The organism is Bradyrhizobium sp. BTAi1 (assembly GCF_000015165.1).
In the GTDB taxonomy this organism is placed as follows: domain Bacteria; phylum Pseudomonadota; class Alphaproteobacteria; order Rhizobiales; family Xanthobacteraceae; genus Bradyrhizobium; species Bradyrhizobium denitrificans.
This window is the reverse complement of record NC_009485.1, coordinates 1,359,921-1,382,807: the sequence shown is the minus strand read 5'-3', so window position 1 is coordinate 1,382,807 and position 22,887 is coordinate 1,359,921. Positions and strand designations below refer to the sequence as shown.

Annotated in this window: 21 protein-coding genes; 8 read left to right on the top strand and 13 right to left on the bottom strand. The window is 67.0% G+C overall.

Annotated features, from left to right (window positions below; genetic code table 11):
- Nucleotides 1-427: 427 nt before the first annotated feature.
- From BBTA_RS06130 to BBTA_RS06120, 3 genes are all read left to right on the top strand, one after another.
- Nucleotides 428-1,372: a multidrug transporter gene (locus BBTA_RS06130; RefSeq protein WP_012041580.1), complete on the top strand. Its 945-nt coding sequence runs from the start codon at nucleotides 428-430 to the stop codon at nucleotides 1,370-1,372.
- Nucleotides 1,365-4,523 (top strand): efflux RND transporter permease subunit, encoded by a 3,159-nt coding sequence (locus BBTA_RS06125; protein ID WP_012041579.1) that lies wholly within the window; start codon nucleotides 1,365-1,367, stop codon nucleotides 4,521-4,523. Before BBTA_RS06130 ends, BBTA_RS06125 begins: the two co-directional genes overlap by 8 nt.
- A 267-nt stretch (nucleotides 4,524-4,790) precedes the next feature.
- The gene (locus tag BBTA_RS06120; protein ID WP_244424458.1) at nucleotides 4,791-7,301 is read left to right on the top strand and encodes a spermidine synthase; all 2,511 of its coding nucleotides are present in this window, start codon (nucleotides 4,791-4,793) and stop codon (nucleotides 7,299-7,301) included.
- 58 nt (nucleotides 7,302-7,359) lie between these two features.
- On the opposite strand, the gene BBTA_RS06115 is transcribed toward BBTA_RS06120, so the two are convergent.
- The 3 genes from BBTA_RS06115 to BBTA_RS06105 all read right to left on the bottom strand — a co-directional run bounded on the left by BBTA_RS06115 (nucleotide 7,360) and on the right by BBTA_RS06105 (nucleotide 10,567).
- On the bottom strand, nucleotides 7,360-7,983 hold the full coding sequence (locus BBTA_RS06115) for a 2OG-Fe(II) oxygenase family protein (protein WP_041750378.1): 624 nt from the start codon (nucleotides 7,981-7,983) through the stop codon (nucleotides 7,360-7,362).
- An 89-nt stretch (nucleotides 7,984-8,072) separates the two neighbouring features.
- Entirely contained in the window at nucleotides 8,073-8,399 is a 327-nt protein-coding gene (locus BBTA_RS06110) for a hypothetical protein (RefSeq protein ID WP_012041576.1), read from the bottom strand.
- A 116-nt stretch (nucleotides 8,400-8,515) separates the two neighbouring features.
- The gene (locus BBTA_RS06105; protein WP_012041575.1) at nucleotides 8,516-10,567 is read right to left on the bottom strand and encodes a hypothetical protein; all 2,052 of its coding nucleotides are present in this window, start codon (nucleotides 10,565-10,567) and stop codon (nucleotides 8,516-8,518) included.
- 269 nt (nucleotides 10,568-10,836) lie between these two features.
- Here BBTA_RS06105 and BBTA_RS06100 point away from each other — a divergent pair, with 269 nt between their 5' ends.
- From BBTA_RS06100 to BBTA_RS06080, 5 genes are read left to right on the top strand one after another with little or no spacing between them, the layout of a single operon-like run.
- Nucleotides 10,837-11,739, top strand: a complete 903-nt coding sequence (locus BBTA_RS06100; protein ID WP_244424368.1) for a peptidyl-prolyl cis-trans isomerase — start codon at nucleotides 10,837-10,839, stop codon at nucleotides 11,737-11,739.
- Nucleotides 11,736-12,716 carry a HupE/UreJ family protein gene (locus BBTA_RS06095; protein ID WP_012041573.1) on the top strand — a complete coding sequence of 327 codons (981 nt, stop codon included), beginning with the start codon at nucleotides 11,736-11,738 and terminating at the stop codon, nucleotides 12,714-12,716. The genes BBTA_RS06100 and BBTA_RS06095 overlap by 4 nt, the downstream gene beginning before the upstream one ends.
- A 16-nt stretch (nucleotides 12,717-12,732) precedes the next feature.
- A complete protein-coding gene (locus BBTA_RS06090) occupies nucleotides 12,733-13,344 on the top strand; it encodes a HupE/UreJ family protein (protein ID WP_041750377.1) in 612 nt (203 codons plus the stop codon).
- Entirely contained in the window at nucleotides 13,341-13,961 is a 621-nt protein-coding gene (locus BBTA_RS06085; RefSeq protein ID WP_012041571.1) for a HupE/UreJ family protein, read from the top strand. The genes BBTA_RS06090 and BBTA_RS06085 overlap by 4 nt, the downstream gene beginning before the upstream one ends.
- A gap of 48 nt (nucleotides 13,962-14,009) precedes the next feature.
- On the top strand, nucleotides 14,010-14,501 hold the full coding sequence (locus BBTA_RS06080; RefSeq protein ID WP_012041570.1) for an A24 family peptidase: 492 nt from the start codon (nucleotides 14,010-14,012) through the stop codon (nucleotides 14,499-14,501).
- Between the two features lie 14 nt (nucleotides 14,502-14,515).
- Here the strand turns inward: BBTA_RS06080 and BBTA_RS06075 are convergent, their stop codons facing one another.
- The 10 genes from BBTA_RS06075 to BBTA_RS06030 are packed head-to-tail and all read right to left on the bottom strand — an operon-like array spanning nucleotide 14,516 to nucleotide 22,670.
- Entirely contained in the window at nucleotides 14,516-15,154 is a 639-nt protein-coding gene (locus BBTA_RS06075) for a hypothetical protein (RefSeq protein WP_041750376.1), read from the bottom strand.
- On the bottom strand, nucleotides 15,154-15,717 hold the full coding sequence (gene gspM, locus BBTA_RS06070) for a type II secretion system protein GspM (RefSeq protein WP_012041568.1): 564 nt from the start codon (nucleotides 15,715-15,717) through the stop codon (nucleotides 15,154-15,156). The genes BBTA_RS06075 and gspM overlap by 1 nt, the downstream gene beginning before the upstream one ends.
- Entirely contained in the window at nucleotides 15,714-16,787 is a 1,074-nt protein-coding gene (locus BBTA_RS06065; protein ID WP_012041567.1) for a PilN domain-containing protein, read from the bottom strand. Before BBTA_RS06065 ends, gspM begins: the two co-directional genes overlap by 4 nt.
- Nucleotides 16,784-17,728, bottom strand: coding sequence for a general secretion pathway protein GspK (locus BBTA_RS06060; RefSeq protein ID WP_012041566.1), 945 nt, complete (start codon nucleotides 17,726-17,728; stop codon nucleotides 16,784-16,786). The genes BBTA_RS06065 and BBTA_RS06060 overlap by 4 nt, the downstream gene beginning before the upstream one ends.
- Nucleotides 17,728-18,465: a type II secretion system protein J gene (locus BBTA_RS06055; protein ID WP_012041565.1), complete on the bottom strand. Its 738-nt coding sequence runs from the start codon at nucleotides 18,463-18,465 to the stop codon at nucleotides 17,728-17,730. The genes BBTA_RS06060 and BBTA_RS06055 overlap by 1 nt, the downstream gene beginning before the upstream one ends.
- Nucleotides 18,465-18,854 carry a prepilin-type N-terminal cleavage/methylation domain-containing protein gene (locus tag BBTA_RS06050; protein ID WP_012041564.1) on the bottom strand — a complete coding sequence of 130 codons (390 nt, stop codon included), beginning with the start codon at nucleotides 18,852-18,854 and terminating at the stop codon, nucleotides 18,465-18,467. The genes BBTA_RS06055 and BBTA_RS06050 overlap by 1 nt, the downstream gene beginning before the upstream one ends.
- Nucleotides 18,847-19,311, bottom strand: a complete 465-nt coding sequence (locus BBTA_RS06045) for a prepilin-type N-terminal cleavage/methylation domain-containing protein (protein WP_012041563.1) — start codon at nucleotides 19,309-19,311, stop codon at nucleotides 18,847-18,849. Before BBTA_RS06045 ends, BBTA_RS06050 begins: the two co-directional genes overlap by 8 nt.
- On the bottom strand, nucleotides 19,304-19,780 hold the full coding sequence (gspG, locus tag BBTA_RS06040) for a type II secretion system major pseudopilin GspG (RefSeq protein WP_012041562.1): 477 nt from the start codon (nucleotides 19,778-19,780) through the stop codon (nucleotides 19,304-19,306). Before gspG ends, BBTA_RS06045 begins: the two co-directional genes overlap by 8 nt.
- A 20-nt stretch (nucleotides 19,781-19,800) precedes the next feature.
- Nucleotides 19,801-21,012, bottom strand: coding sequence for a type II secretion system F family protein (locus tag BBTA_RS06035; protein ID WP_012041561.1), 1,212 nt, complete (start codon nucleotides 21,010-21,012; stop codon nucleotides 19,801-19,803).
- A gap of 8 nt (nucleotides 21,013-21,020) precedes the next feature.
- A complete protein-coding gene (locus BBTA_RS06030; RefSeq protein ID WP_012041560.1) occupies nucleotides 21,021-22,670 on the bottom strand; it encodes a GspE/PulE family protein in 1,650 nt (549 codons plus the stop codon).
- Nucleotides 22,671-22,887 lie beyond the last annotated feature (217 nt).

Sequence of the window (22,887 nt, the reverse complement as noted above, 5' to 3'; positions counted from 1 at the left end):
AGCGTTCTGACGCAGCGGCGCGCGCATCATTGCCGCAGAAGCGCGCGTCTCGCGCCGGGTTTTGGCCACGCCGAGAGCTGTTCTGCGGCACGTGTGGCGATGAATGTGACAGGACGCGAATGTCAGGGCGACGGCACGAGGATTTTTTCGCCGAGCACAGCGCGTGCAACGCCCTGCGCGCGACGAAGCTTTGTCTTTTGACCGAGGTGGCTGCGCCTCCGCTCGCGGCGCAGCATTCGCCGAGCAAACGCGTCGCGGGCGACCGGTTGCAATGGCCCAGCTTGAAACCCATGCTTAGCTGAAGTAGCTGTTGAGGCCGACACAGTAACGTCACGCGACGTTCCCCGATCGGTGGGACTGCAACTACATGTCTTGGCAACGGGTGAAGACGGCCGCCGCGTGTGGTGCAACGCTTCTGACACTGATAATGGCCTATTCCACTGGGCCGGTGCTGGCCCAGCCGGAAGGGCGCGAGCCGGCGACGGTCAAGCTTTCCGCAGCGCAGCAGAAGCAGGTCGGTCTGCAGACCGCGGTGCTCACGGCGGAATCCCATCCCGAGCAATTTCGGGCCTATGGCGCGGTGCTGGATGTCGCCCGCCTGACCGACCTCACCAACAGCTACGCGAATGCCCAGGCGCAGCTGCAGACGGCGCAGGCGAAGCTCGAGGTCGCAAGGCTCGCCTTCGACCGCGCCCGCGACCTGGTGCAGTCGGCAGCGATGCCGAAGAAGGACGCGGAAGCGGCTGAAGGAACGTTTCGCACCGATCAGGCCGCCCTCGCCGCCGCGGAATCGCAGGTGAAGACGTTGATGGCCACCGCGCGGCAGGAATGGGGTCCGGTGATCGGAAAGGGCATCGTCGAGCGCTCGCCGCAGGTCGTCCAGTTGATCGAACGCGAGCAGTTGCTGATCCAGGTCACGCTGCCGCCTGGCGTGTCGCTGGCCGTGCCGCCGCGCACCGCGCTCGCCCAGACGCCAGGGCGCACCGCCAATACCGATCTTCTTTACCTGTCGCCGGCGCCGCGAACCGATGCCCGCATCCAGGGTGTGAGCTATTTCTTCGTGGCCGCGGGCGACAGCGGATTGCTGCCGGGGATGAACACCACGGCCTACGTGCCGTCCGGCAAGTCATTCGACGGCGTCTTTGTCGAGGATACCGCGATCGTGCAATGGCAGGGGCGCGCCTGGGTCTATCTCCGGGCCGGCCCCGAGACGTTCAAGCGGCATCCGATCCGAACCGACCAGCCCGTTTCCGACGACGACTATGTCGTGCAGGACATTCCGCCGGGCTCCGAGATCGTTCTGCGCGGCGCGCAGGTGCTGTTGTCGGAAGAGGCCAAAAGCGAGCTTCGCGGCGGCGGCGACGATGATTGATGGCATGCGTGCGGTCGCGGGCCCGCAGGCCGCGTTGATCGCGTTCGCGATCCGCTTTCGTGGCATCGTGCTGGCGTTGGCCTGCACGATCCTGGGCTACGGACTGTTCTCACTCGGCGAGGCCAAATATGGCGTCTTCCCGGAATTCGCCCCGCCGCAGGTCTCGATCCAGACAGAAGCCCCGGGCCTCAGCCCGGAACAGGTCGAGGTGCTCGTCACCCAGCCGATCGAAACCTCGATCAACGGCTTGGCCGGCGTCGAGAGCATGCGCTCCTCGTCGATCCAGGGGCTCTCGGTTCTTTCGGTCATCTTCCAGCCCGGCACTGACGTGTTCAGGGCCCGGCAATTGGTGGCGGAGCGCCTGACCGCCATCGTCAACGGCCTGCCGCAGGGCGTGCGGGCCCCCTCGATGACCCCGCTCGTTCCGGCCGCCGGCACCGTCCTCGTCATCGGACTGACGTCGGAGCAGCGATCGTTGATGGATCTGCGCACGATCGCCGACTGGACCGTGAGTCGTCGCCTGCTCGCCGTCGCCGGCGTGGCCCAGGTCACGACCTATGGCCGGGACATCCGATCGCTGCAGGTACAGGTGCGCGCGGACGACCTGGTCCGCTTCGGCATCGGAATGAACGATGTGGTGGCCGCCGCGCGCAAGGCAACCGGTGTCCGCGGTGCCGGCTTCGTCGACACGGCCAACCAGCGTGTGATCCTGCAGACCCAGGGACAATCGCTGACACCGGAGCAACTCGCGCGAACGGTGCTGCTGCACCAAAGCGGCGCCAGCGTTGTGCTGGGCGACGTCGCAACGGTGGTGAGCGCTCCTGAGCCGCCGATCGGCGGGGCGCTCATCAACGGCAAGCCCGGCATCATGATGATGATCAGCCAGCAATATGGCGCCAACACCCGCAACGTCGCCGCGCGGGTCGAGGCTGCGCTGCAGGAGCTGCGCCCGGCGCTCGACGGCGAGAAGGTCCAGCTGCACGCCGATCTGTTTCGTCCGGCGACCTTCATCGATTCGGCGATTCAGAACGTGTTGTTCGCGTTGCTGATCGGCGGTGCGCTGGTGATCGTCGTCCTGTTCCTGTTTCTCTCCGACTGGCGCACCTCGGTGATCAGTTGCACCGCCATTCCGCTGTCGCTGTTCTCGGCGGTCCTGGCGCTGCAATGGATGGGGCAGAGCCTCGATACGATGACCCTGGGCGGCCTGGCGATCGCGATCGGCGAGGTGGTCGACGATGCGGTGATCGGCGTCGAGAACGTGGTGCGACGGCTGCGCGAGAACCGCGCGCTGCCGTCGCCGCGCGCTGCGGCGCGCGTCGTCTACGACGCCATGCTCGAGGTTCGCAGCGCCGTTGCGTATGCGACCTTCGCCGTGCTGCTGGTGTTCGTCCCCATCCTCGCACTGCCCGGTCTTGCCGGCCGGTTGTTCGGGCCGCTCGGCATCGCCTATATCCTCGCCGTGCTGGCCTCGCTCATCGTGGCCCTGACGGTGACGCCGGCTCTGGCCATGATGCTGCTGGCCGGCCACAAGCCACGCGGCGCGCCACGCGAGCCGCCGCTGGCGCGCTGGTCGCGCCATTACTATGAGCGCCTGTTGCGGCGGCTCGGCCGCTTTCCCAAGCTGGTCATGGCGACCGCCTTGCTGATCACGCTGGGAGGCGCCGGCCTCGTGCCCTGGTTCGGCGGCACCTTCCTGCCCGACCTGAAGGAAGGCCATCTGATCCTGCACGTGTCGATGCTGCCCGGCACGTCGCTCGACGAATCACTGCGCCTTGGGACGATGATCGCAGAGGCCCTGCGCGCAGTGCCCGAGGTACGCAGCGTGGCCCAGCATGCCGGCCGCGCCGAGGCCGGCATCGATACGGCCGGCACCCATTCCAGCGAGATCGAGGTCGACTTTCAGCCGGGCCTGTCCGGCAACGCGCAGGAGCTCGCCGAACGGCGTATCCGCGCCGCCCTCGCCAACTTTGCCGGCATCAACCTGTCGATCAAGACTTATCTCACGGAGCGCATCGAGGAGACCCTGTCCGGCTTCAACGCTGCCGTGGTCATCAACGTGTTCGGCCCTGATCTCGACGACCTGGAGACTGCGGCGCGCGACATTGCGCGCGAGCTCGGCGAGGTCTGGGGCGCCATCGACATCCAGCAGCAATCGCCGCCGGGCATGCCTCAGGTCAACGTCACGCTGCGCCCGACCGACCTGCAATCCTGGGGCCTCGACGCCGTCGAAGTCCTGGAGCTGATCCGCACCGCCTATCAAGGCGACGTGGTCGGCCAGGCCTATGAAGGCAACGTCGTCTTCAACGTGATCGTCAAGCTCGATCCGGAGGCGAGCGCGCGCCCGATACAGATCGGGGACATGCCGATCCGTACGCCGAGCGGCGCCTATGTGCTCCTGAAGCAAATCGCCGACGTCTACGGGACGTCGGGGCGCTATGTCGTGCTCCATCGCAATGGTCAGCGCGTTCAGACGGTGACCGCGAACGTGGCCGAGCGGGATCTCGAATCCTTCGTGGCCGCCGCCAAGAGGAAGATTGCCAAGGAGGTCAAGCTGCCGCCTGGCGCCCATGTCGAGTTCACCGGAGCCGCCGAGGCCCAGGCGAAATCGCGCCGTGATCTCGTCGTCAACGCCTCGCTGGCGACGCTCGGCATCGTGCTGCTGCTCGCGCTGGTCACCAAGCATTGGCGCAATCTCGCCTTGGTGCTGATCAATCTTCCGTTCGCGTTCGTCGGCGGCGTGGTCGCGGTCGCGCTGACCGGCGGCGTGCTGTCGCTCGGATCGATGGTGGGATTCGTGACGCTGTTTGGCATCGCGCTGCGCAACTCGATCCTGATGATTTCGCACTACGAGCACCTGGTCGCGGTCGAAGGCCGCAGCTGGAGCCTCGATCTGGCCATCCAGGGCGCGGCCGACCGGCTCGTCCCGATCCTCATGACCTCGCTGGTGACCGGCCTCGGCCTCCTGCCGCTGGCGCTCGGTGCCGGCGAGCCGGGCCGTGAAATCGAGGGACCGATGGCGATCGTCATCCTCGGCGGGCTGCTGACCTCGATGGCGCTGAACCTGCTGGTGCTGCCGACGCTGGCCGTCCGCTTCGGCCGGTTCGTGGCCGATCCCGCCAGCCCGGCCCCCGGCCTCGCCACGCCGGGGTGACGGCACCGCCGCAAGTCGCGGCCGGCAGGGCGAACGGCGTCGCGTCCGCGCGGCTGTCAATCCACTGTCATGAAAGCACAACAAAGAGGTGACGAGCTCGCAACGGCGAGCCGCCGTCGAACATGCCTCCCGCGATCCCTGGTTCTGCCCTTGCCCGACACACACCCTGCCGCCGCCACCGGGACCGATGTCGTCGGGGCTCCCCACGACACCCGCTTTACCGCGCTGACATCGGACACGGCCAACCAGCCGGCATCGCGCCGGGCGATGCCCGTCCTGATCGCGGCCTCCGGACTTGCGGGGCTCGGCTACGAGATCGTCTGGACGCGCCAACTCAGTCTCGCTTTGGGAACCGAGATGATGGCGGTGCTCGGCGCGATCGCCGGCTTCTTCGCCGGCCTGGCACTCGGGGCGTTCGTGCTGGACAGCCATATTCGTCGCGCCACCAAGCCGCACCAGGTCTATGCGGCTCTTGAAATCATCATCGGCCTATGGGGCGTCTGCGCGATCTGGCTGCTCCCGGCCAGCGCGCGGGCCTTGGCGCCGCTGCTGGGCACCGCTCCCTCGCCGGTCCTGCTATGGAGCGCCAGCTTCCTGCTGCCGACCCTGGTGCTGCTGCCGGCCACGGTCGCGATGGGCGGCACGCTGACGGCACTGGAGCGCATGATGTCCGCGGCGCAGGACGCCGGTGCCGTCAGTGCCGGCGTCTACGGCGCCAACACCGCCGGCGCAGTCGCCGGCACGCTGCTGTCCACCTTCGTGCTGATCCCGACGCTCGGCTTCGCAACGACGCTGCTGTGCCTTGCCGCGGTGAACGCGGTCTGTGCGCTGGCCGCGCTCTATCTGGGCCGGCGGCTGGCGATCGAGCCACGCGCAGGCGCCGTGCGCGGACATGCTGGGATCGGCCCGAGGCTCACGATCACCTTGTTCGCCACCGGTCTGCTTGGCATCGGCATCGAAGTGCTGGTCGTGCGCCTCGCGGCGCAGACGATGCAGGACACCGTCTACAGCTTCGCCTGCCTGTTGTCCGCCTATCTGCTGGGGACCGCCGCCGGCGGCCTCATCTGGCAGCGCCTCGGGCCGAGGATGAGGTCCGGCAAGACCGCGCTGCTCGCCGGCACCGCCTTCGCCGGGCTGGGCACGGCGCTGCTGGCTCTCTCTCTCATCGACCTTGCGGATCGCGTGGCGGACCAAGGCATTCCCGGTGAACTTGGCATCGCCCTGCTACTGTTTCTGCTGCCGGCGATGGCGATGGGCGCGCTGTTCGGCCAGCTCATGCAGGAGGTCCGCGACATCAGCGGCTCAGTCGGCTGGGCGGTCGGCATCAACAGCCTCGGCGCCGCGATCGCCCCGCTGCTCGCGGCCCAGTTGCTGATTCCAACACTCGGCACCTGGAGGGCGCTTGTGCTGGCGGCGACGGGATATCTGCTGCTGCTGCAGCCGAGCCGCGCGGCGTTGCGCTGGGCGGCCGGGCCAGCCCTGCTCGGCGCGCTGTTGCTGGCGTGGCCCGCTCCCAGCCCGGTGAAGGTGCCCCATGGCGGCAAGCTGCTGGCGCTGCGCGAAGGGCCGATGGCCACCGCGAGCGTCGTCGATGATGCCTCCGGCGCGCGCTATCTGGAGGTGAACGGGCACTTCCGCATGGGTGGCACCAGCTCCGTTCGCTCCGATTATCGCCAAGCCATGCTGCCGCTGCTGCTGCATCCGGCGCCGCGCACCGCGCTGTTCCTGGGGGTCGGCACCGGAGCGACCGTGCTCGGCGGCGCGCAGCTGCCGGGCCTCGACGTGCGCGCGGTCGAATTGTCCTCCGAGGTCGTCGCGTTGCTGCCATGGTTCGACGACGGCGCGACCAAGCAGCCAATGCCGCCGATTACGGTCGCCGATGCGCGCCGCTTCATCGTCGCGGATGGCGGACGCTACGACGTGATCGTCGCCGACCTGTTTCATCCGGCGCTGGACGGCAGCGGGGCGCTGTATACGACGGAGCATTTCGATGCGGTCAAGCAGCGGCTGGCCGCCGATGGCGTGTTCTGCCAATGGCTGCCGCTCTACCAGCTCGATGCGCCCTCGCTGCGGGCCATCATCAGGAGCTTTCTCGCCATCTTCCCGGACGGCTCAGCCTGGCTGAACCATTACAGCGTCCGCACGCCGATGCTCGCGCTGATCGGATCACGCGTCCCGCAAATGCTCGATCCCGGTCGGCTCGCCGCCCGGTTCTCGGACCCGCAGCTCCGCCCTGTCCTTCAGCCGCTCGGTTTCGACCGGCCCATCGACCTGCTCGGGCAATATATCGCCGACGCCGGCGCCCTGGCGCGCTTTGCAGGTCCGGGTCCGCGCAACACCGACGATTTTCCGTTCGTCACCTTCGACGCCCGGAGCAACGTCCGCGCGCTCTCGGCGCCGCCCTGGCAGTTGCTGTTGACGGTCATCGGCCAGACGACGACCGATCCGGCCGGACTGATGCCGCAGGCGGATCGCCCCGCCTGGGACCAGCGCCTGAACGCCTATGGGCAGGCGCGCAATCGCTTCCTGCAGGCCGGCGCGGCACTCACCGGCGACCCGCGCGGCGCGGCCTTGATCGCAGCGGCGGCGCCAGGCCTTCTCGACTCGGTCCGCCTCAGCGCCGAGTTCGAGCCGGCCTATGCGCCGCTGATGAGCATGGCCAGAGCGCTGCTCGCGTCGGACCGGCGGGGCGCGGAACGCCTGCTCCGCGCCATCGACGCGGCGGCGCCGTCACGCCGCGAGGCGCACGATCTGCTGACCCAGGAATTCGGCGGATGAAACAGCACAACTCGTAGAGGCGACAACCGGCGTTGCCCGAAAAGATCACGCTCTCGCGTCAGGAGTCGAAGCTGACGCGGTAGCCCCAACAGTCCAGATGATCTGGGATCGCATTGAAGGCGATCGTGATGCGCTGATCGCCCTGATTGCGCGGCACCTCATGATAGAGGTAGCTCGGAAACAGCACGAGATCGCCCGGCTCTGCCTCGGGCAGCACATATTTTCCGGCATTGAACGGTCCGACCGCCGCGCTGCGCGTATGATGGCGGAAGGAGAAGTCGCTGCCGCCGGGCGGCCGCACGAACACGGTGCGGCTGCCGGGATGCGAGGGCGTCAGATAGAAGATCCCGGAGATGAAGCTGTTGGCATGGGCGTGCAAGGTCTGATTGCCGCCGGTCTCCAGCATATTCGTCCACATCTCCTTGACGGTCCAGCGCAGCTTCTCGCCGAACAGCAGCTCACCGAAATCGACCAGCTTCGGCACCGCCAGTTCGGCGATGGTCTGGAACAGATTATTGGCGCGGGGATCGGCCACTTCGGTATGAAACAATTGGCCGGAGCGCAGATTGCTCTCGATCTTCGCATTCCGGATCGCCGCCACGGCTGCATCTTTCAACTCGGGACTGAGCAGTCCCGGCGAACGCAACAGCGGAATCGGAAAAAGCGCTTCGATCTGGTCCATGCCTCAATGTCCTGCACGCGTCGTCACAATCCGACAATGTGCTGACTTGCATGACAGAGCGATGACGGTGCGCTCCGCGGACCTTTCGATCAGCGCGGCGGCACCTCATGCGCACCAAGAATGTCGAGCCGCTCACCCGACTTCAGGCTGTGAGGCCGCTCGCGTGCTTCCAACAGCGCCCGCTCGGCCTTCTCGACACAATCATCGAACTCGCCATTGCCGGCTTCGACCAGCGCCTGCTGGATGTCCCGCTCGGCGAAATAGCGCGACACGTCATCGGCCGGGAGCGCGGCTGCTTCCGCGCGCGCCTCGGCCACCGCAGCGTCGCAGGTCTCCTGCGTCGGCTCTTCCTCATTCGCCGATACAGCATTCGTGAGCGCGAGGACGGCGGCAATCGAGATCAACAGGCGAGACATCGGCGGACGAACCCAGGCAGATCCTATCAAAGACAAGAAGCGCCGGTTCGTGAACCGGCGCCGATCGCGGCGACGACCGGACGACCGTTCTCGGCCGCCCGGTCGATCAGGAGCGCTTAGTCGCGATCGAAATCGCGGTTGAACGCCCAGTAATCCCACTGACCCCACTGGCCCCACTGATCCCAATCGTGCCTGTGGTGGTGCTCATGCGCCAGCTTGCGCGCCAGCTCATGGTTCTTTTCAACCAGCAACTTCGGCGTGCCATGCGGACGGACGAAGATCGGGTTCGCATAGAACCAGACATTCGACCAGGCCTGCACGTCGTTGGTCACCCTCTTCACGCCATTGACCGTTCCGAGATGCGACGGGCACGCCGCGTCGGTGCAGCTGACATTGACGTTGTTGAGGTCGAGCAGCGGGTTGCCGGCGCTGTCGGAGACGTTCGGCGTCGCCGGCGGGATGTTGGTGCCGCGGGCGCGGATGTAGAACGGCTTCTCGCTCGCGACGAAGGAGGTCGTGAAGCTGAGGCGAACCGAACCATCCTTCAGCTTGTAGCTCTTCATCTTGGTGGCCTGGATCTGCTTGGCGATCTTGGCCGACGCATTGTAGACGATGGCCGCGCCGGCAACGCCGGCCGCATTGGCCACCGCATAGCCCGCAGCCCCCGGCGCGATCGGGCCGGTGACGTCACCGGTGATCAGATCGACATGGTCGAGATAGGGCTTGTTCAAAGGCTGCTTGATGCCGACCGGCAGCAGCAACGGGTTGTTGAAGCTGTAGGGGCTGTTGTTGGCGACCGGGACGGTCATTTCCATCTCGAGGACGATCTTCTCGCCGGGCCACACGCGCAGCGTCTCGCCCATCGTCTTCCACTCGTCATCCCACTCCCCCCTGGCGCGGAACACCATGTCGGAGCCGATGATTTGGGCATTGACCGAGTACGAGTTACCCGAGCGCATGCCGTCGATGATCGACTGCTGCGTGAAGTGCTTCTCGTTCGGAACGTAAAGACGGGTGTATTCGCCGGGGATGAAGTCCGCCGTGGTGCTGGCGTCGCGGGCGCCGTAGACGCCGCGGCTGTGCCAGTCCGAGCTCTGGAACACGAACACGTTGCGGCCTTCGCCGAGCAGACCATCCCACAGGCCGCCGACCTTGGCGGTGTAGACGCCATGCATGCCGTAGGTGCCGCCGCCGACGGCATTCGCCGTATAGGAGCCCGAACCGCCATTGATGCCGCCCTCGGCCATGTGGCCCGGCGCCTCGATGCCGAACGCCACCGTCGGGCCGGCATTGTTGAAGTCGCGGAAGTGCTCGATGTTGTAGCCCGCGGTGCCGCTCGGGTTGAACGGGCCCTGACGCTCGGTGTGGGTCGGGATGGCGTAGGACTGCAGCGGGTGGTTGGCCTGCAGCCAGGTGATACCGGCGACGGCCTTCTGGTGGCCGGCCGTGCCGGAATTGTTGACGTTGTCCTTGCCCGACCACAGCGGATTGTTGCTGGCGTCGACCGGACCGATCGCGTCGGTGTCGGCGCGGTCGAAGCGGTATTCGAACTCGGCCATCTTGTCGGCATTGCCGTAGCCGCGTGGGTTCTGGCCGGCGATCACGGCGACGTCGCCATGCTCGTGACCGGGCAGGATCCACTCCAGGCCTTCGACCAGCACCTTATTATACGTCGCGGTTCGGCTGACGATCGTCGGGTACTCGATTTCCTGGATCGACTGCCAGCGCCACATCTTGGCGTTGGTGTCGGTGCCGTTCGGCGTGCCCTTCAGCTTGGTGATGGTGATGCCGTCGATCGTCTTGCCGAGCGTCTGGCTCCAATAGGTGGTGGTGTTGTCACCCGGGATATTGGCGCTGGCATCGCTGAAGCGGCAGTCGCGGTTGCCCGAGCCGCCGTGGTTGCCGAGCGTGAACCAGTCGAGGTCGAAGTTCTTGCCACCAGCCGCCGCGGTGCCCTTGCCGACCGAACGATCGATCGAATAGCCGGCGGCCACCGAACCGTCGGTGCAGGTGTTGTGATTGTGCATGTCGCCGGCGACATACGGATTCATCTTCGCTTTCGGCTCACCCCAATATTCGCCCCAGCGTTCTCCGGCATCGGCGCTCTGCGAGAGCGCCAGCGACACCGAGGCCGCTGTCAACAAGATCTTTTTGGCAGATGGAACCATTTCGTCGCCCCTGGACGTTCAATGAGATTTCAAACACGAATCCCCAACGCATGCACGATGCGCCTCGTCATTCGTGGCGCGACCAAACCAAAACTCGGAGACAGTTTGTTGAAGGTTTTATTTTTCGTGCGCCTTGCCCCCCACCAACAAGACCCGTCACGGATCTTGCGAATTTTTTGTGACACGGCTGATTGCACGGTGACAACCGCGAGTATGCCGTTGCATATACGCGCCGCGCCTCGAGCGCGGTCGTCATTTCAAAAGAGCGTATGTCAGCACCTGCCATGTCCAATGCGGCGCAGACCTTCGAAGGCGCCTCTGCCCACGCCAATCCGCGAGACGGCCACAGCGCGTTGCCCGCGCCGGCACGAAGCTGGGGCGCGGCCCTGCGCGCGCTGGCCAGAGAACCCCTGCTGCATTTCCTCGCGCTCGGCGGCCTGATCTTTGCGGCCGATGCCATTCTGCATCCGCCGGCCAAGGACGAGAAGGTCATCACCGTCACCAAGGCGCTGCGCCAGTCCTTCATCGACACGTTCGACGAGGATAAGCAGCGCACCCCGAGCGAGGCCGAACTGCAGAAGATGGTCGAGGCCTGGGTGGCCAGCGAGATCCTCTACCGCGAAGGCAAGGCGCTCGGCGTCGACCGCGGCGACGAGATGATCCGCGACCGCGTCGCGTTCAAGCTGCAATATCTGATCTTCGACCAGGTCCGCGTGCCGAAGCCGAGCGAGGAGCAGTTGCGGGCCTGGTTCACCGAAAATCACGCCCGCTTCGACGAGCCCGAGCGCGTCAGCTTTCTGATCACCCCGCCGAGCGACGAAGCAACGGCCAAGCGACACCTCGACGACATTCGCGAGCAGCGCGAGTCCGAAGAGTTGCGCGACCAGACGCGGGCGATCCTCGACCGCCCCGTACCCAGCCTGTCCGCCGCCTTCGGCGACCAGTTCGGCGAAGGCCTGCTCAAGCTGTCGACGCAGCAATGGACCGTGTTGCAGTCCAAGGATGGCTGGCACGTCGTGCGCCTCGACGCGCGCACCCCTGGCGCGCCGGCGAAATTCGAGGACCTCCGCGACGACGCCGCCAAGATCTGGCACACCGAGGAAACGCGCAAGCAGGCGTGGGAGGCAGTGAGCCGGCTCAAGGCCAACTACACGATCAGGTACGAGCCGTGACCGGCTGGCGCGTCCTGCAGGTCGTTCTGCTCGCACTCGCCGCGCTGCTGCATTCGCGCTCCGCGACGGCGCATCAGGCAACACTCGGCGTGCTCGAATTCCGGGAGATGCGCCCCGGCGTCTTCATCGGACGCTGGACCACCCTGCCGAAAGACGGCGCCAACCGCATCGAGCTCAAGATGCCGGCACATTGCTTGCTGCGCCTGCCGGAGCTCAATTGCGGCGACAAGGGGCTGGTGGGGCAGATGACCATCGCCAATCTTGGCGAGGACATGTCGGCCGCCATCATCCGCGTGACCTCGCTGAACGGCGAGACGCGCAGCTACACGATCTCGGCGGCCAATCCGGTGGTGACGGTGCTCGGCACTGACGCGCCCACGCTGGACACCTGGCTGGAGCTCGGCAAGACCTATATCAATTTCGGCATCGATCACATTCTGCTCGGCGCCGACCACCTGCTGTTCGTGCTCGGCCTGATCTGGATCGTGCAAGGCGGCTGGCGGCTGCTCAAGACGATCACCGCCTTCACGATCGGGCACAGCGCGTCACTCGCCGCAACGGCATTCGGCTGGATCGGCGTCCCCGAGGGACCGCTCAACGCCTGCATTGCCCTCAGCATCGTGTTCGTCGGCGTCGAGATCGTCAAGCAACAGCGCGGCGAGATCGGCCTCACCGCGCGTTATCCCTGGGCCGTGGCCTTCAGCTTTGGTCTCGTGCACGGCATCGGCTTCGCGAGCGCCCTCGCCGGCCTCGGGCTGGAGCGACGCATCCTGCCGGCAGCCCTGCTCTTCTTCAACGTCGGCGTGGAAATCGGCCAGATCCTGTTCGTCCTGCTGGTGCTGGCGCTGATCTGGGCGCATCGCCGGCTTGGCGCGGTGCTGCCGAGCTGGGGCGCGGAGCTTCCCGCCTATGCGATCGGCTCCGTATCGATGTTCTGGTTCCTGGGCCGTCTGGTGCGGGTGCTGGCGCTGGCATGACGCGGATGGAGCAAAGATGATGCGGCGTCACCTCCTGCACTCCGCTTGCGGCGTGGTGTTGCTGTCCGTGCTGACGGCGAGCCCGGGTTTTGCCCACGAGCAGACCGGCGTCGGTGGCGGGCTGGCCGCCGGACTGCTGCATCCGCTGACCGGGCTGGACCATCTCGTTGCGATGGTCGCCGTCGGCATCTGGGGTGCGCAGCTCGGCGGCGCCGCGATCTGGGTGCTGCCGATCGTCTTTCCGCTGGTGATGGCGCTCGGCGCCGTGGTGGGCATCCTCAAGATCGGGCTGCCCGTTCCCGAGCTGGTGATCGCACTCTCGGCGCTGGTGCTCGGACTGGCGGTCGCTCTGCGCGTCCGGGCCCCGTTCGTGCTGGCCGCGGCGGTCGTTGCGGTGTTCGCCATCTTCCACGGCCATGCGCATGGCGCCGAGCTCCCCTCCGCGGCAAATCCCCTGGCCTATGGTTGTGGCTTCGTCGTCGCCACCGGCCTGCTTCATGCCTTCGGCATCACGATCGGCGCGCTCGCCCGCTGGCCGGGTGGCGAACGCGTCATCCAGGGCGTCGGAGCAGCCATTGCTGCGCTCGGCGGCTACTTCCTGGTCACGAGCCTGGGAGTCGCGGCATGAGCTTGCGCCTGAGAACGTCGCTGCTGACGGCGCTGCTGCTGTTGACCCAGGTGCAGATCGCCGACGCGCACATCGTCTCGGCACGGCTCGGCGACTTCTATGCCGGAGCATTGCATCCCCTGCTCACCTTGCAGGACGTCGTGGCCTGGGCGGCGCTCGGACTGCTGGCCGGATCGCTCGGGGCCGCGAGCGGACGATGGCTGGTTGCGGTGTTTCCGCTCGGTCTGTGTCTTGGGCTCGCGCTCGCGGTGGCAGCCGGCCTGGCTCCCACGCCGCCGATCGTCGATGCCGCGACCATCCTGGTCATCGGACTTCTGCTCGCGGCCGCCCTGCGCATTCCGGTGGCGCTGCTGTGCATGCTGGCCTTTGTCCTTGGCGTGATGCGCGGCGTCGCCAATGCCGGCGAGCTCGTGCCGCAGACCGATCGTGTGCTCTACGCAGCCGGGCTCGCCAGCGCCGGCTATGTCGCCATCACGCTCATCATGGCCCTCGTGCTCGCCTTCCGACGGCCTGAGACCGAGCCGGCCTCCAGCTGGCGGGGGATCGCGGTCCGCGCGATCGGCGGCTGGCTGGCCGCGATCGGTCTGATGATGGCGGGACTATCGCTCGCCACCTGAGCACGTCTATGCTGCCGCCTTCGCAGCCGTGAATTCCGCCGGGACCTCTTGACCAGCGCCATCGACATTCTTTGCATCGCCGCGCTGCTTCCGACCTGCGCCGGCCTGATCTGGACCGATCTGCGCAGCGGCCTGCTGCCCGACTGGATGAATGCAATCATCGCCATCAGCGGGCTGGTTCGAATGGCGGCGGGCGATGATCCATCATCGGCGCTGTGGGGCGCCGCCGCGGCTCTCGCCGTGGGCATTGTCCTGCTGCTGCTACGGCGGCTGTATGCGATGGTCCGCGGTCGGCAGGGATTGGGTCTCGGTGATGTCAAATTTCTGATGGCCGCAACGCTTTGGACCGGCCTCTCCGGCCTGCCGATCCTGCTCCTGGTCGCGACGATGACGGCGCTTGCGGGCGTGCTCGTTCTCTTCGTCATGGGGCGGCGCTTGACCGGCCAGACCGCGCTGCCGTTCGGCCCCTTTCTCGTCATCGGGCTTCTCGCCGTGCTCGTGCTGCAGGCCATCGGCAGCGACCTGGTACTTCCGGCGTAGAGGCCGAAGACAGCTCAGCGCGACCGCCGCGCCATGCGCGCGCGCGCCGATGGCGGCGCAGGGACCGGATCGCTGTCGTCGTCTGCGCTCTGTCCCAGTTGCGGCATCGGCAGGATCACCGTTTCACCATCCTTCCGCAGGACGGCCTCGCGCGGCTTCAGCGCCTCGAGCCGCCACCCTTCATGCGCAGCCCCGATCCGCAGGCGCAGCGGTAGTTGCGAGGATGGATCGACGAAGATGCCAAAGCTTTCCTCGTCGCCGATCACCGTGCCAACGAGCTGCAGGTTCGGCCGTTCCGGCTCCGGCGGCGGAGGCGGCGGCGCCGCGCGCATGACCATCACCGGCGCGGCGACCTGTGGAGGCGGCCGGCGCGAAGCCGAGAAGATCGGCCGCTCACGCGTCGCCGGCAGCGCACCGATCGGAACCTCCCACAGCGGATTGGCGCTCGTCGCCGCCGAGATCGCTTGCGGTGCCACGGCGGCGCGCTCCGGATCGGCGGCCGCCTGTCCGACATGGCCGTCGATGGGGGCAGCGTTCAACGCTGCAGTCGGTTCGAGACCTTCCGCTTCATCGCCCCACGCATCGCCAAGACAGCCGACGGCCAGGCACGCAACGGCCAAGGCAACGGCGAGAGAGCTGACCGGCGCGCGCATCACGATTTTCCTTGCCATTGGCCGGACACGGTCACGAGCACCCGCAGCCGTCCGCTCTCGCTGGCCGCGGCCGCGAGCGGCTGCTGCACATGCAGCTGATCAACGAACAGGAACGGCAATCCGGCTTCGATGTCATAGAGCAGTTGTTGCAGCGCCGGCTGTTCTAGCTCGCAACTGGCGACCACGCTGATGGCGCTCGTGCTCGCGCGCGCCGCCGGCAGGTCGACCTGCGTCGACAGTACGCTGCCGCCGACCTTGGTGACCGCCTCGGTGAGGCGTTGGACCAGCGCCGCGCCGGCAATGGTGACCGTCCGCCCCTCGACGAACACGGATCCGCCGGGCGACACGCCGGTGCCAGCATCCGCGGTGCTGCCCGGCCGCTTGCGTCCCGCAAACTGCGCCAGCTGGGCGTAATTATCATTGAGCTGCTCACGCTTGGCGAGCAGATCGACGACGGCGGCAGCGCCGACCCAGAGCAGCGCGACCAGGCTGATAGCATAGAGGATCGCGGCCGTGGCCGGCGAGGCCAGGAAGATCCGGCGCAGCGGTGCCGTCCAGTTCATGCCCGATCTCCGAAATAAGGGTTGATGCGTGCCTCGATGTGGAAGCGCTCGCCGGCTTCTCCCGCCGTCCGGGTCGTCGGCGCGTAGAAGGTGGCTCGGCTGAATTGCGGCGACTGCTCGATCAGCCGGATCAAGGCCGGCGCATCCTGGGTCATGCCTGAAATCTGCAGGCGATCGTTCTCGACATGCATTTCGAGAACGTAGGTGTCGTCCGGCAGGATCTTGGACAGCGTCTCGAGCACAATCACGCTGGCCGGGCTGGTCTGCTTGCGCTTGGCGAGCAGTCCGTCGGCGGCTGCGCTTCCGATCGCAGGCCGCAGAGCGGCGCGCAGCCGTGCCATTTGGGCCTGGGCATCATCGAGCTCACCATCGAGATATCCCCCCGCGAAGGTGGTGGCGATCAGCAGCACGGCTGTGGCCGCGGCGACCGAGAGCCAGCCGATCTTGAGCACGCGTCCAAGATCACGGCCGCCTCCGAGCGCAGAGCGCAGCGACGCCTTGTAGATCTGGATCGGCGCACCGTCGCCTGCATCATCCTCCGCGACCACCGCGATCTTGGCCGCGCCGATCTCCGCCGCGAAAGCCAGCAGCGGCTGGATCAATGCGCGCGGCGCGGCAATCAGCGTCACCGCGATCCGATCATTTGCGGCCGCCGGCGCCGTGCCGAAGCCGAAGACGACCTGATCGATCGTCCACGGCGTCAACCTTGCGATCTGCGTCCGGATCATCCCGTCCAGAAATGGCTCCGCCTGCTTGGGAAAGTCGAGCGGACGAACCAGCAGGTTGCCAGCGGCGACATGGACCTCGAGCGCGCAGCCGCGGAGCGCCCGCAACCACTCCGGCGAGAGCGCAGGGCGCGGTGCCGCCGCTGCGAGATTGATCGCAGCGGGCGGCAAGGCCGGCTTTCCCCGCGACGGCGCCTGCAGCGTCAGGACCACATGGTCCAGCCGATGATACTCGACGACGACCCGTCCCCTGCTGAGCTGCCGGTCGGCGACCGCCTCGACCGCGAGGGCCACGCTCGCCGTCCACGCCGTCAATCCTTGCTCGATCGTCTCTGTCAGCTTCATGGCGTCAGCCGCGCCTGTCGCGCGCCTCTCGGTTGCGGTCCTGCGTCCTGCCGTGCGAGCAGCCGATAGGGCTCCTCACCTTCGCCCGGAATGATGACAGCGGTCGCGGCATGCCGCAGCCCGCCGGCCGGTTCGACCAGGATGCTGAGCCGATAGGCCTTGCTCTTGCCCTTGGCGGCGTCCTTGGCCGCCGGCCCGAGCGTCTTGGTGAGGGCATCGGCATCCTGCATCAGCGATGCCCGCGCATTAAGGAAGTCCTTCAGGATCAGCGGTGTCATTCCGGGCAACGCGGCCACCACCTCCGGCGGGGCGATCGTCGGATCGATCCCTGGAGAGCCATTGAAGACGGTGATGAATGGCAGCGTGCGCTCGACCAGCGCGGCGGGAATGCCGAGAACCAAAGCGAGCTCGCTGACATGGGCAAAGGGCGCCAGCCGCGGCATGCGAGCAAGCCCGGCCGCCGCATAGCGCGCCTCCTCGGCCTGCGCCTTGGCCGCATCGGACGGCTTCGAGCGCCACGCGACGACGCGCTCGGCAAAATCCTTCGCGGCGTCCCGCTCGGTGCCGACCGTCACAAACAGGGCTTCGAGCATCTCGACCGGCGCCGTGTTCAGGTCGATCCGCGCAGCTTCGCTCACGAACGACACCGCGATGTCGTTGCCCGCGAGCGCGAGCCGGAAGCTGCCCTGCCTCGGCCGCTCCTCTTCCTTGGAGAGCATCAGGCGATAGGCTGACAATTCGATCGCCGCCGACGCCAACGCATCGGCCTGGACGACCCCGTCCTCGAGTCGCAACAAGCGCGCCGAGCTTCCCAATTGCTGCGAGACGATCACGACGAGCGCCGCGAGGGCGGCAAGCATCCACAGCACGGCGATGAGGATGAAACCATCCTGTGCGCCGCGCCCGCAGGCGAGCCGATCGCTGGAAATCCGCCTGCGCATCAGTCGATCAGCCCGTCGTTGTTGGTGTTGTCGGGCTGCTGCTGCGGCTGGGCCGCAGCCGGGGGCTGGTTGTTGGAGCTGCCGCCGGCTCCTGACGCCGCAAAGCCGCCGCCCGGCGTGTCGACCTGAATATGGACAGCGCTGACCAGCACCGGTCCCCCGCCGCGACTCTCGTCATAGACCGTCATGCGCACCGCGAACGGCAATTTGCTCGCATCATGCCATTCCGGCGTCCAGGCCATCGTCCGGTCGGCATAGGCGAACGACATCCGGAACGGAGCGGACAACAGCGTCACCGGATCGCGGAAGCGGAAATACGCCGCGACGGCTTGCCCGAGCGGAATGGGCTCGAACGCGGCGCGTGCGCGCAGCAAAGCCCGGCCGTTCCTGTCCCCCTCCTCGCCGATGCGCACGACATCAAGACCGTGCCCGGCGTTGGGACCCATCTCGGACCGAACAAACGTGGCGGAGAATTCCTGCCCGATGAACAACGGCCCCTTCTGTTCGCGATTGGGCGCCACAAATTGAGCCGCGGCGAAATCATCGCCAACCCGGCGCAGCGCGGCAGCAACCATCTCGGCGCGTTGCACGCGGTCCAGCCCGCGCTTCCAGGCCGGTAGCCATTGCGACGTGACAGCCAGCAGCGCCGACAGCACGATGCCGGCAATCGCCAGCGCGCCGAGGGCCTCGATCAACGCGAACCCCGCCTGATGTCCCTGGTTGGCTCTGACGCTCATCAGCGGGCCATCCGCACGAGCCGGACCGTCTGCACCTCGGCAACGGCGCCGGAGCCGGTCCTCACACGCATCGTCACGGCTTCGGGAACCCAGCCCTGCTGTCCGGTGGGCTGCTCCCAATCGCCGCCGAGCGGATTGATCCTCAGCACCACCGAGCCTGTCCCGGAACGCTGATCGAGGACGCCGGGCTGCAGCCGGCCGCGATCCGCCAATGCCGTCGTCAGCGCCAGCCGCGTATCGCTGACCAGCGTGACATGCTGCTCGAATCTGCGGACGGCGTAGGCATTGCGTGCAACGACCGCGCCGATGGCGACGATCGACACGCTGACGACGGCGAGCGCGACGAGCACCTCGATCAGCGTAAAGCCGGCCTGGTCGTGATCAGCCATTGGCGAGCGCGCGCGAGACAATGTCGATCCTCCCCGTCAGCCAGTTCACCCGGATCTCGAGGCTCAGATCGGCGCGGGACAAGGTGATCGCTCCACCGCAGGACAGGCCATCGGGGAAGAAACTGATCGTCGCCATCACCGGCCGCTGCTGGCAACTGCGCGGCAAGGTCGCCTGGAAACCGACGTCGTCCGGCAGCTTCAGCGCCGCACCGCCGCTGCCGGAGCTGATCAGCCGGCGCGACGTGTCCAGCCGCGTATCGACCCGCAGGCCGTTGCGCATCGAAGCGGCGCGATCGGATTTCAGCAGCGTCACCGCCTGCAGCGCGTAGGCCTGCAACCGCGGCCGCGACGTCTGCCGCGGCAGATAGGGCCATGCGACGGACGCCAGCAGCGCGACGATCGCGAGCACGCAGACCATCTCGAGCAGGGTAAATCCGCGTTGGCTGTCGTCACTCACTTCGCGCGCTCGTCTGCGTTCCCAGCACGATGTCGGCGGCGGTGCCGCTGCCGCCCTCCTGGCCGTCCGCACCATAGGACAGAATGTCGAACGGCCCATGATCGCCCGGCGCGCGGTAGACATAGGCCGTATTCCACGGATCCTTCGGCACCGCTCCGCCCTTGAGATAGGGACCGTTCCAGGTGCCCAGCCCCGGCGGCCGCTGCGCCAATGCCGCAAGACCCTCCGAGGTCGAGGGATAGCGGCCGACATCCAGATAGAACAGATCGAGCGCCGCCGAGAAGCTCTGCAGTTGAATCCGCGCCGCCTTGGTCTTGGATTCGCTGAGATAGTTCAGAACACGCGGACCGATCAGCCCCATGATCAGTCCGATGATGGTGATCACCACCAGCATCTCGACCAGCGTGAAGCCGCGCTCATTCTCGCGTCCGGACCTTCTGACCCGCTGGGCCTGCACGTTCGAGCTCATGTCATTCTCCTTGATACAAGTCAGCCGACGAGTTGCGTGACGGAGAGCAGCGCCGTCATGATCGAGACGATCAAGCCGCCGACGACGACGCTGATCAGCAGGATCGCGGCAGGACCGACGATACCGACGACACGGTCAAGCCCACGCTGCAGCTTGGATTCATAGAACTCGGCGATGCGGGTCGAGAGCGTCGGCAACTGGCCGGTCTCCTCACCGAGGCGCAGCATGCGCAGCGCCATCGGCGGCAGCATGTTGTCGGCGGACAGCGCCTGGGACAGCTTGCCGCCATGGCGCACGCGGTCCGCGGCGGCCGACCACGGCGCTCGTGACGACGTCACCGCCATCACGTCGACCAGAATACGCAATGCCGCGCTGAGCGTGACGCCGCAGCCGAGCAGCAGGCCGAGATTGCGGCAGAACAGGCTGGTCCGATAGAACATCAGGATGTCGCCGATGCCGGGGATCACCGCCAGCGCGCTGGTCAGTGCAGCGCGGACCGCAGGCTGGCGCAGCAGCCACCAGACGGCAGCGATCAGCATCGCGCAGCCGAGCGTGATGGCCGCCGCATTGGCCCGCACGATGTCGGACAGCGACATGAAGAAGCCGAGCGCCGTATCGGCGCGACCGCCGAAATCGCGCAGCACCGCCGAGAAATTCGGCAGCACGGCCACGAGGAAGAACAGCATCACGCCGATCGCCGCGAGAAAGACGAAAGCGGGGTACTGCATCGCGTCGGTGAGCTTGCGCCGCGTCGCCTCGGAGCGCTCGCGTTCGCCGGCGAGCGCCGTCAGCACATGATCGAGCGTGCCCGAGGCTTCGCCCACGCGCATCAGCGCGACATACATCGGTGAGAACAGGCGCGGCTGCGCGGCCGCGGCGTCGGCGAAGCTCTCACCGGCCATGATGGCCGTTCGCAGACGAGCCACCACAGGGCGCAGGCGCCCGACCTCCGAGTCGCCCGACAGCAGCTCCAGCGCATCGTCGAGCCGCGCGCCCGCCTTGAGAAGCAGCGCCAGATCGCGCGTGAAGGTGGTGACTTCGGCGGCTGACGGCGCGCCGAAGGCGAACCCGGACGCGGCCCCCGAGCCCGACGTCTTCTCCTCGATCGTCTCGATCGGCAGCAGCTGAAGATATGAGATGCGCCGTTCGACCTCGCTGCGCGACGGCGCCACGAGGGATCCCACGACGATCTCGCCGGACTGTGTCAATGCGCGATAGCGGTAGCTTGGCACGGTCCACCTCAGCGCGCGACGAGGACACGAAACAGCTCGGAGGTCGAAGTGACGCCGGCGCGGCACTTGGCGACGCCGTCGTCGAGCATCGTCGTCATGCCCTCCCGCATCGCCAGCCGATCGATCGCCAGGCCATCGGCGCTGTCCGCGATCAGCTCGCGCAGGCTGCTCGTCAGTTCGAGCATCTCGAACACACCGACGCGTCCGCGGTAACCGCTCTGGCCGCATCGCTCGCAGCCGACGGGATGCCATGTCACGTCCCCGGCCGCGAGGCCCAAATGGCCGAAGCGCGGATCGTTCCGACAGGTCTCCTCGTCGAGCGGCTTGGCGATCTTGCAATGATCGCAAAGCTGGCGCACCAGCCGCTGCGCGATGACGGCGCGCAATGTCGATCGCAGCAGATAGCCCTCGACGCCGAGATCGAGCAGCCGCGGCACCGCCGCCGCCGCGGTCTCGGTATGTAATGTCGTCAGCACGAGATGGCCGGTCAGCGCGGCGTGAACCGCGACATGCGCGGTCTCGTTGTCTCGGATCTCGCCGACCATGATGACGTCGGGGTCTTGCCGGACGAAGGAGCGCAGAGCGGTGGCGAATGTCAGCCCGATCGCCGGCTTGATCTGCGACTGGTTGATGCCGGGAATCTCATATTCCACCGGGTCCTCGATCGTGAGGATCTTGCGTTCCGGAGTGTTGAGCATCGACAGGATGGTCGCCAGCGTCGTTGTCTTGCCGCTGCCGGTCGGTCCGGTGATCACGATCATGCCGTGCGGTAGCGCGATCAGGCGGCGGAGCGCGGCGTCATCGCGCTGGGACAGGCCGAGACGGCTCGCGACGAGCTGCGAGCGATCCTTGGGCAGGATGCGGAGCACGGCGGTCTCACCATGCTGCGTCGGCATGATCGCGACGCGGACGTCGATCTCCGCGCGGCCGGCGCGAATGCGCGCGGCGCCGTCCTGCGGCAGTCGCCGCTCCGCAATGTTCAGGCCCGCGACGATCTTGATGCGGGAGATCACGGCCTGCGGCAGCACGCCCGCCGGCGCTGCGATCGGACGCAACAGCCCGTCGACGCGGAGCCGGACGACGAGCCCGGTCGAGAACGGCTCGATGTGGATGTCGCTGGCGCGCATTTCCACGGCCTTCTCGATGAGATCGTTGACCGCCCGCACCACCGGCGCGCCGCTCGCCAGATCCCGCAGGCTTTCGATGTCGTCGTCGCGCAGGTCCTGGACCGGCGAGATGTCGGCTTCCTCTCCAGCGGCCAGCCGCTGGTCGAGCACGACCGCAATGTCCTCGTGCGACGCGACCTTAAATATAATGTCAGGGCCGAGCACCAGTTCGGCGGCCCGCCGCACCGCCTGATCGGTCGGATCGGCCATGGCAAAATTGGCGCTGCCCTCGGAGCTCCGGTAGGGATAGCCGAGCACTTCGCGCAGGAAGCGGTCCGAGAATTCGCTGACCGCGGGCGTCGCCGCCATCAGCTCGCGCAGGGATGCGCGATCCAGCCCGGTGAACTGCACGGCCTCCTCGGCAAAGGCCTCGGCCGACAGGCCGAACCGATCCCAGAGCGCGAGCTGCGTGTCGCCGGCAGGCTCGCCCGAGCGCTGCGGATGCCGCTGACGAAGATAGGCCTGAAACTGGGTCGACAGCGTACCGCTCATGGCGAGATCCGGGGAGCGCCCGTGCCGGCATGTCGTCTCGGCACACTACAAATGGCTGCCGCTGTTATTGATCGCGAACATGACGGTTGTACGAATGCGGAGCGTGCCGACATTTCCGACACACAAGTTGCGCAAAACTCCACAGCTCCCGCCAAATATACATAAGTGTCACATTGGACCGCTATGCAGGCCGCACAGTCTCCCGCAGCAGCATCAT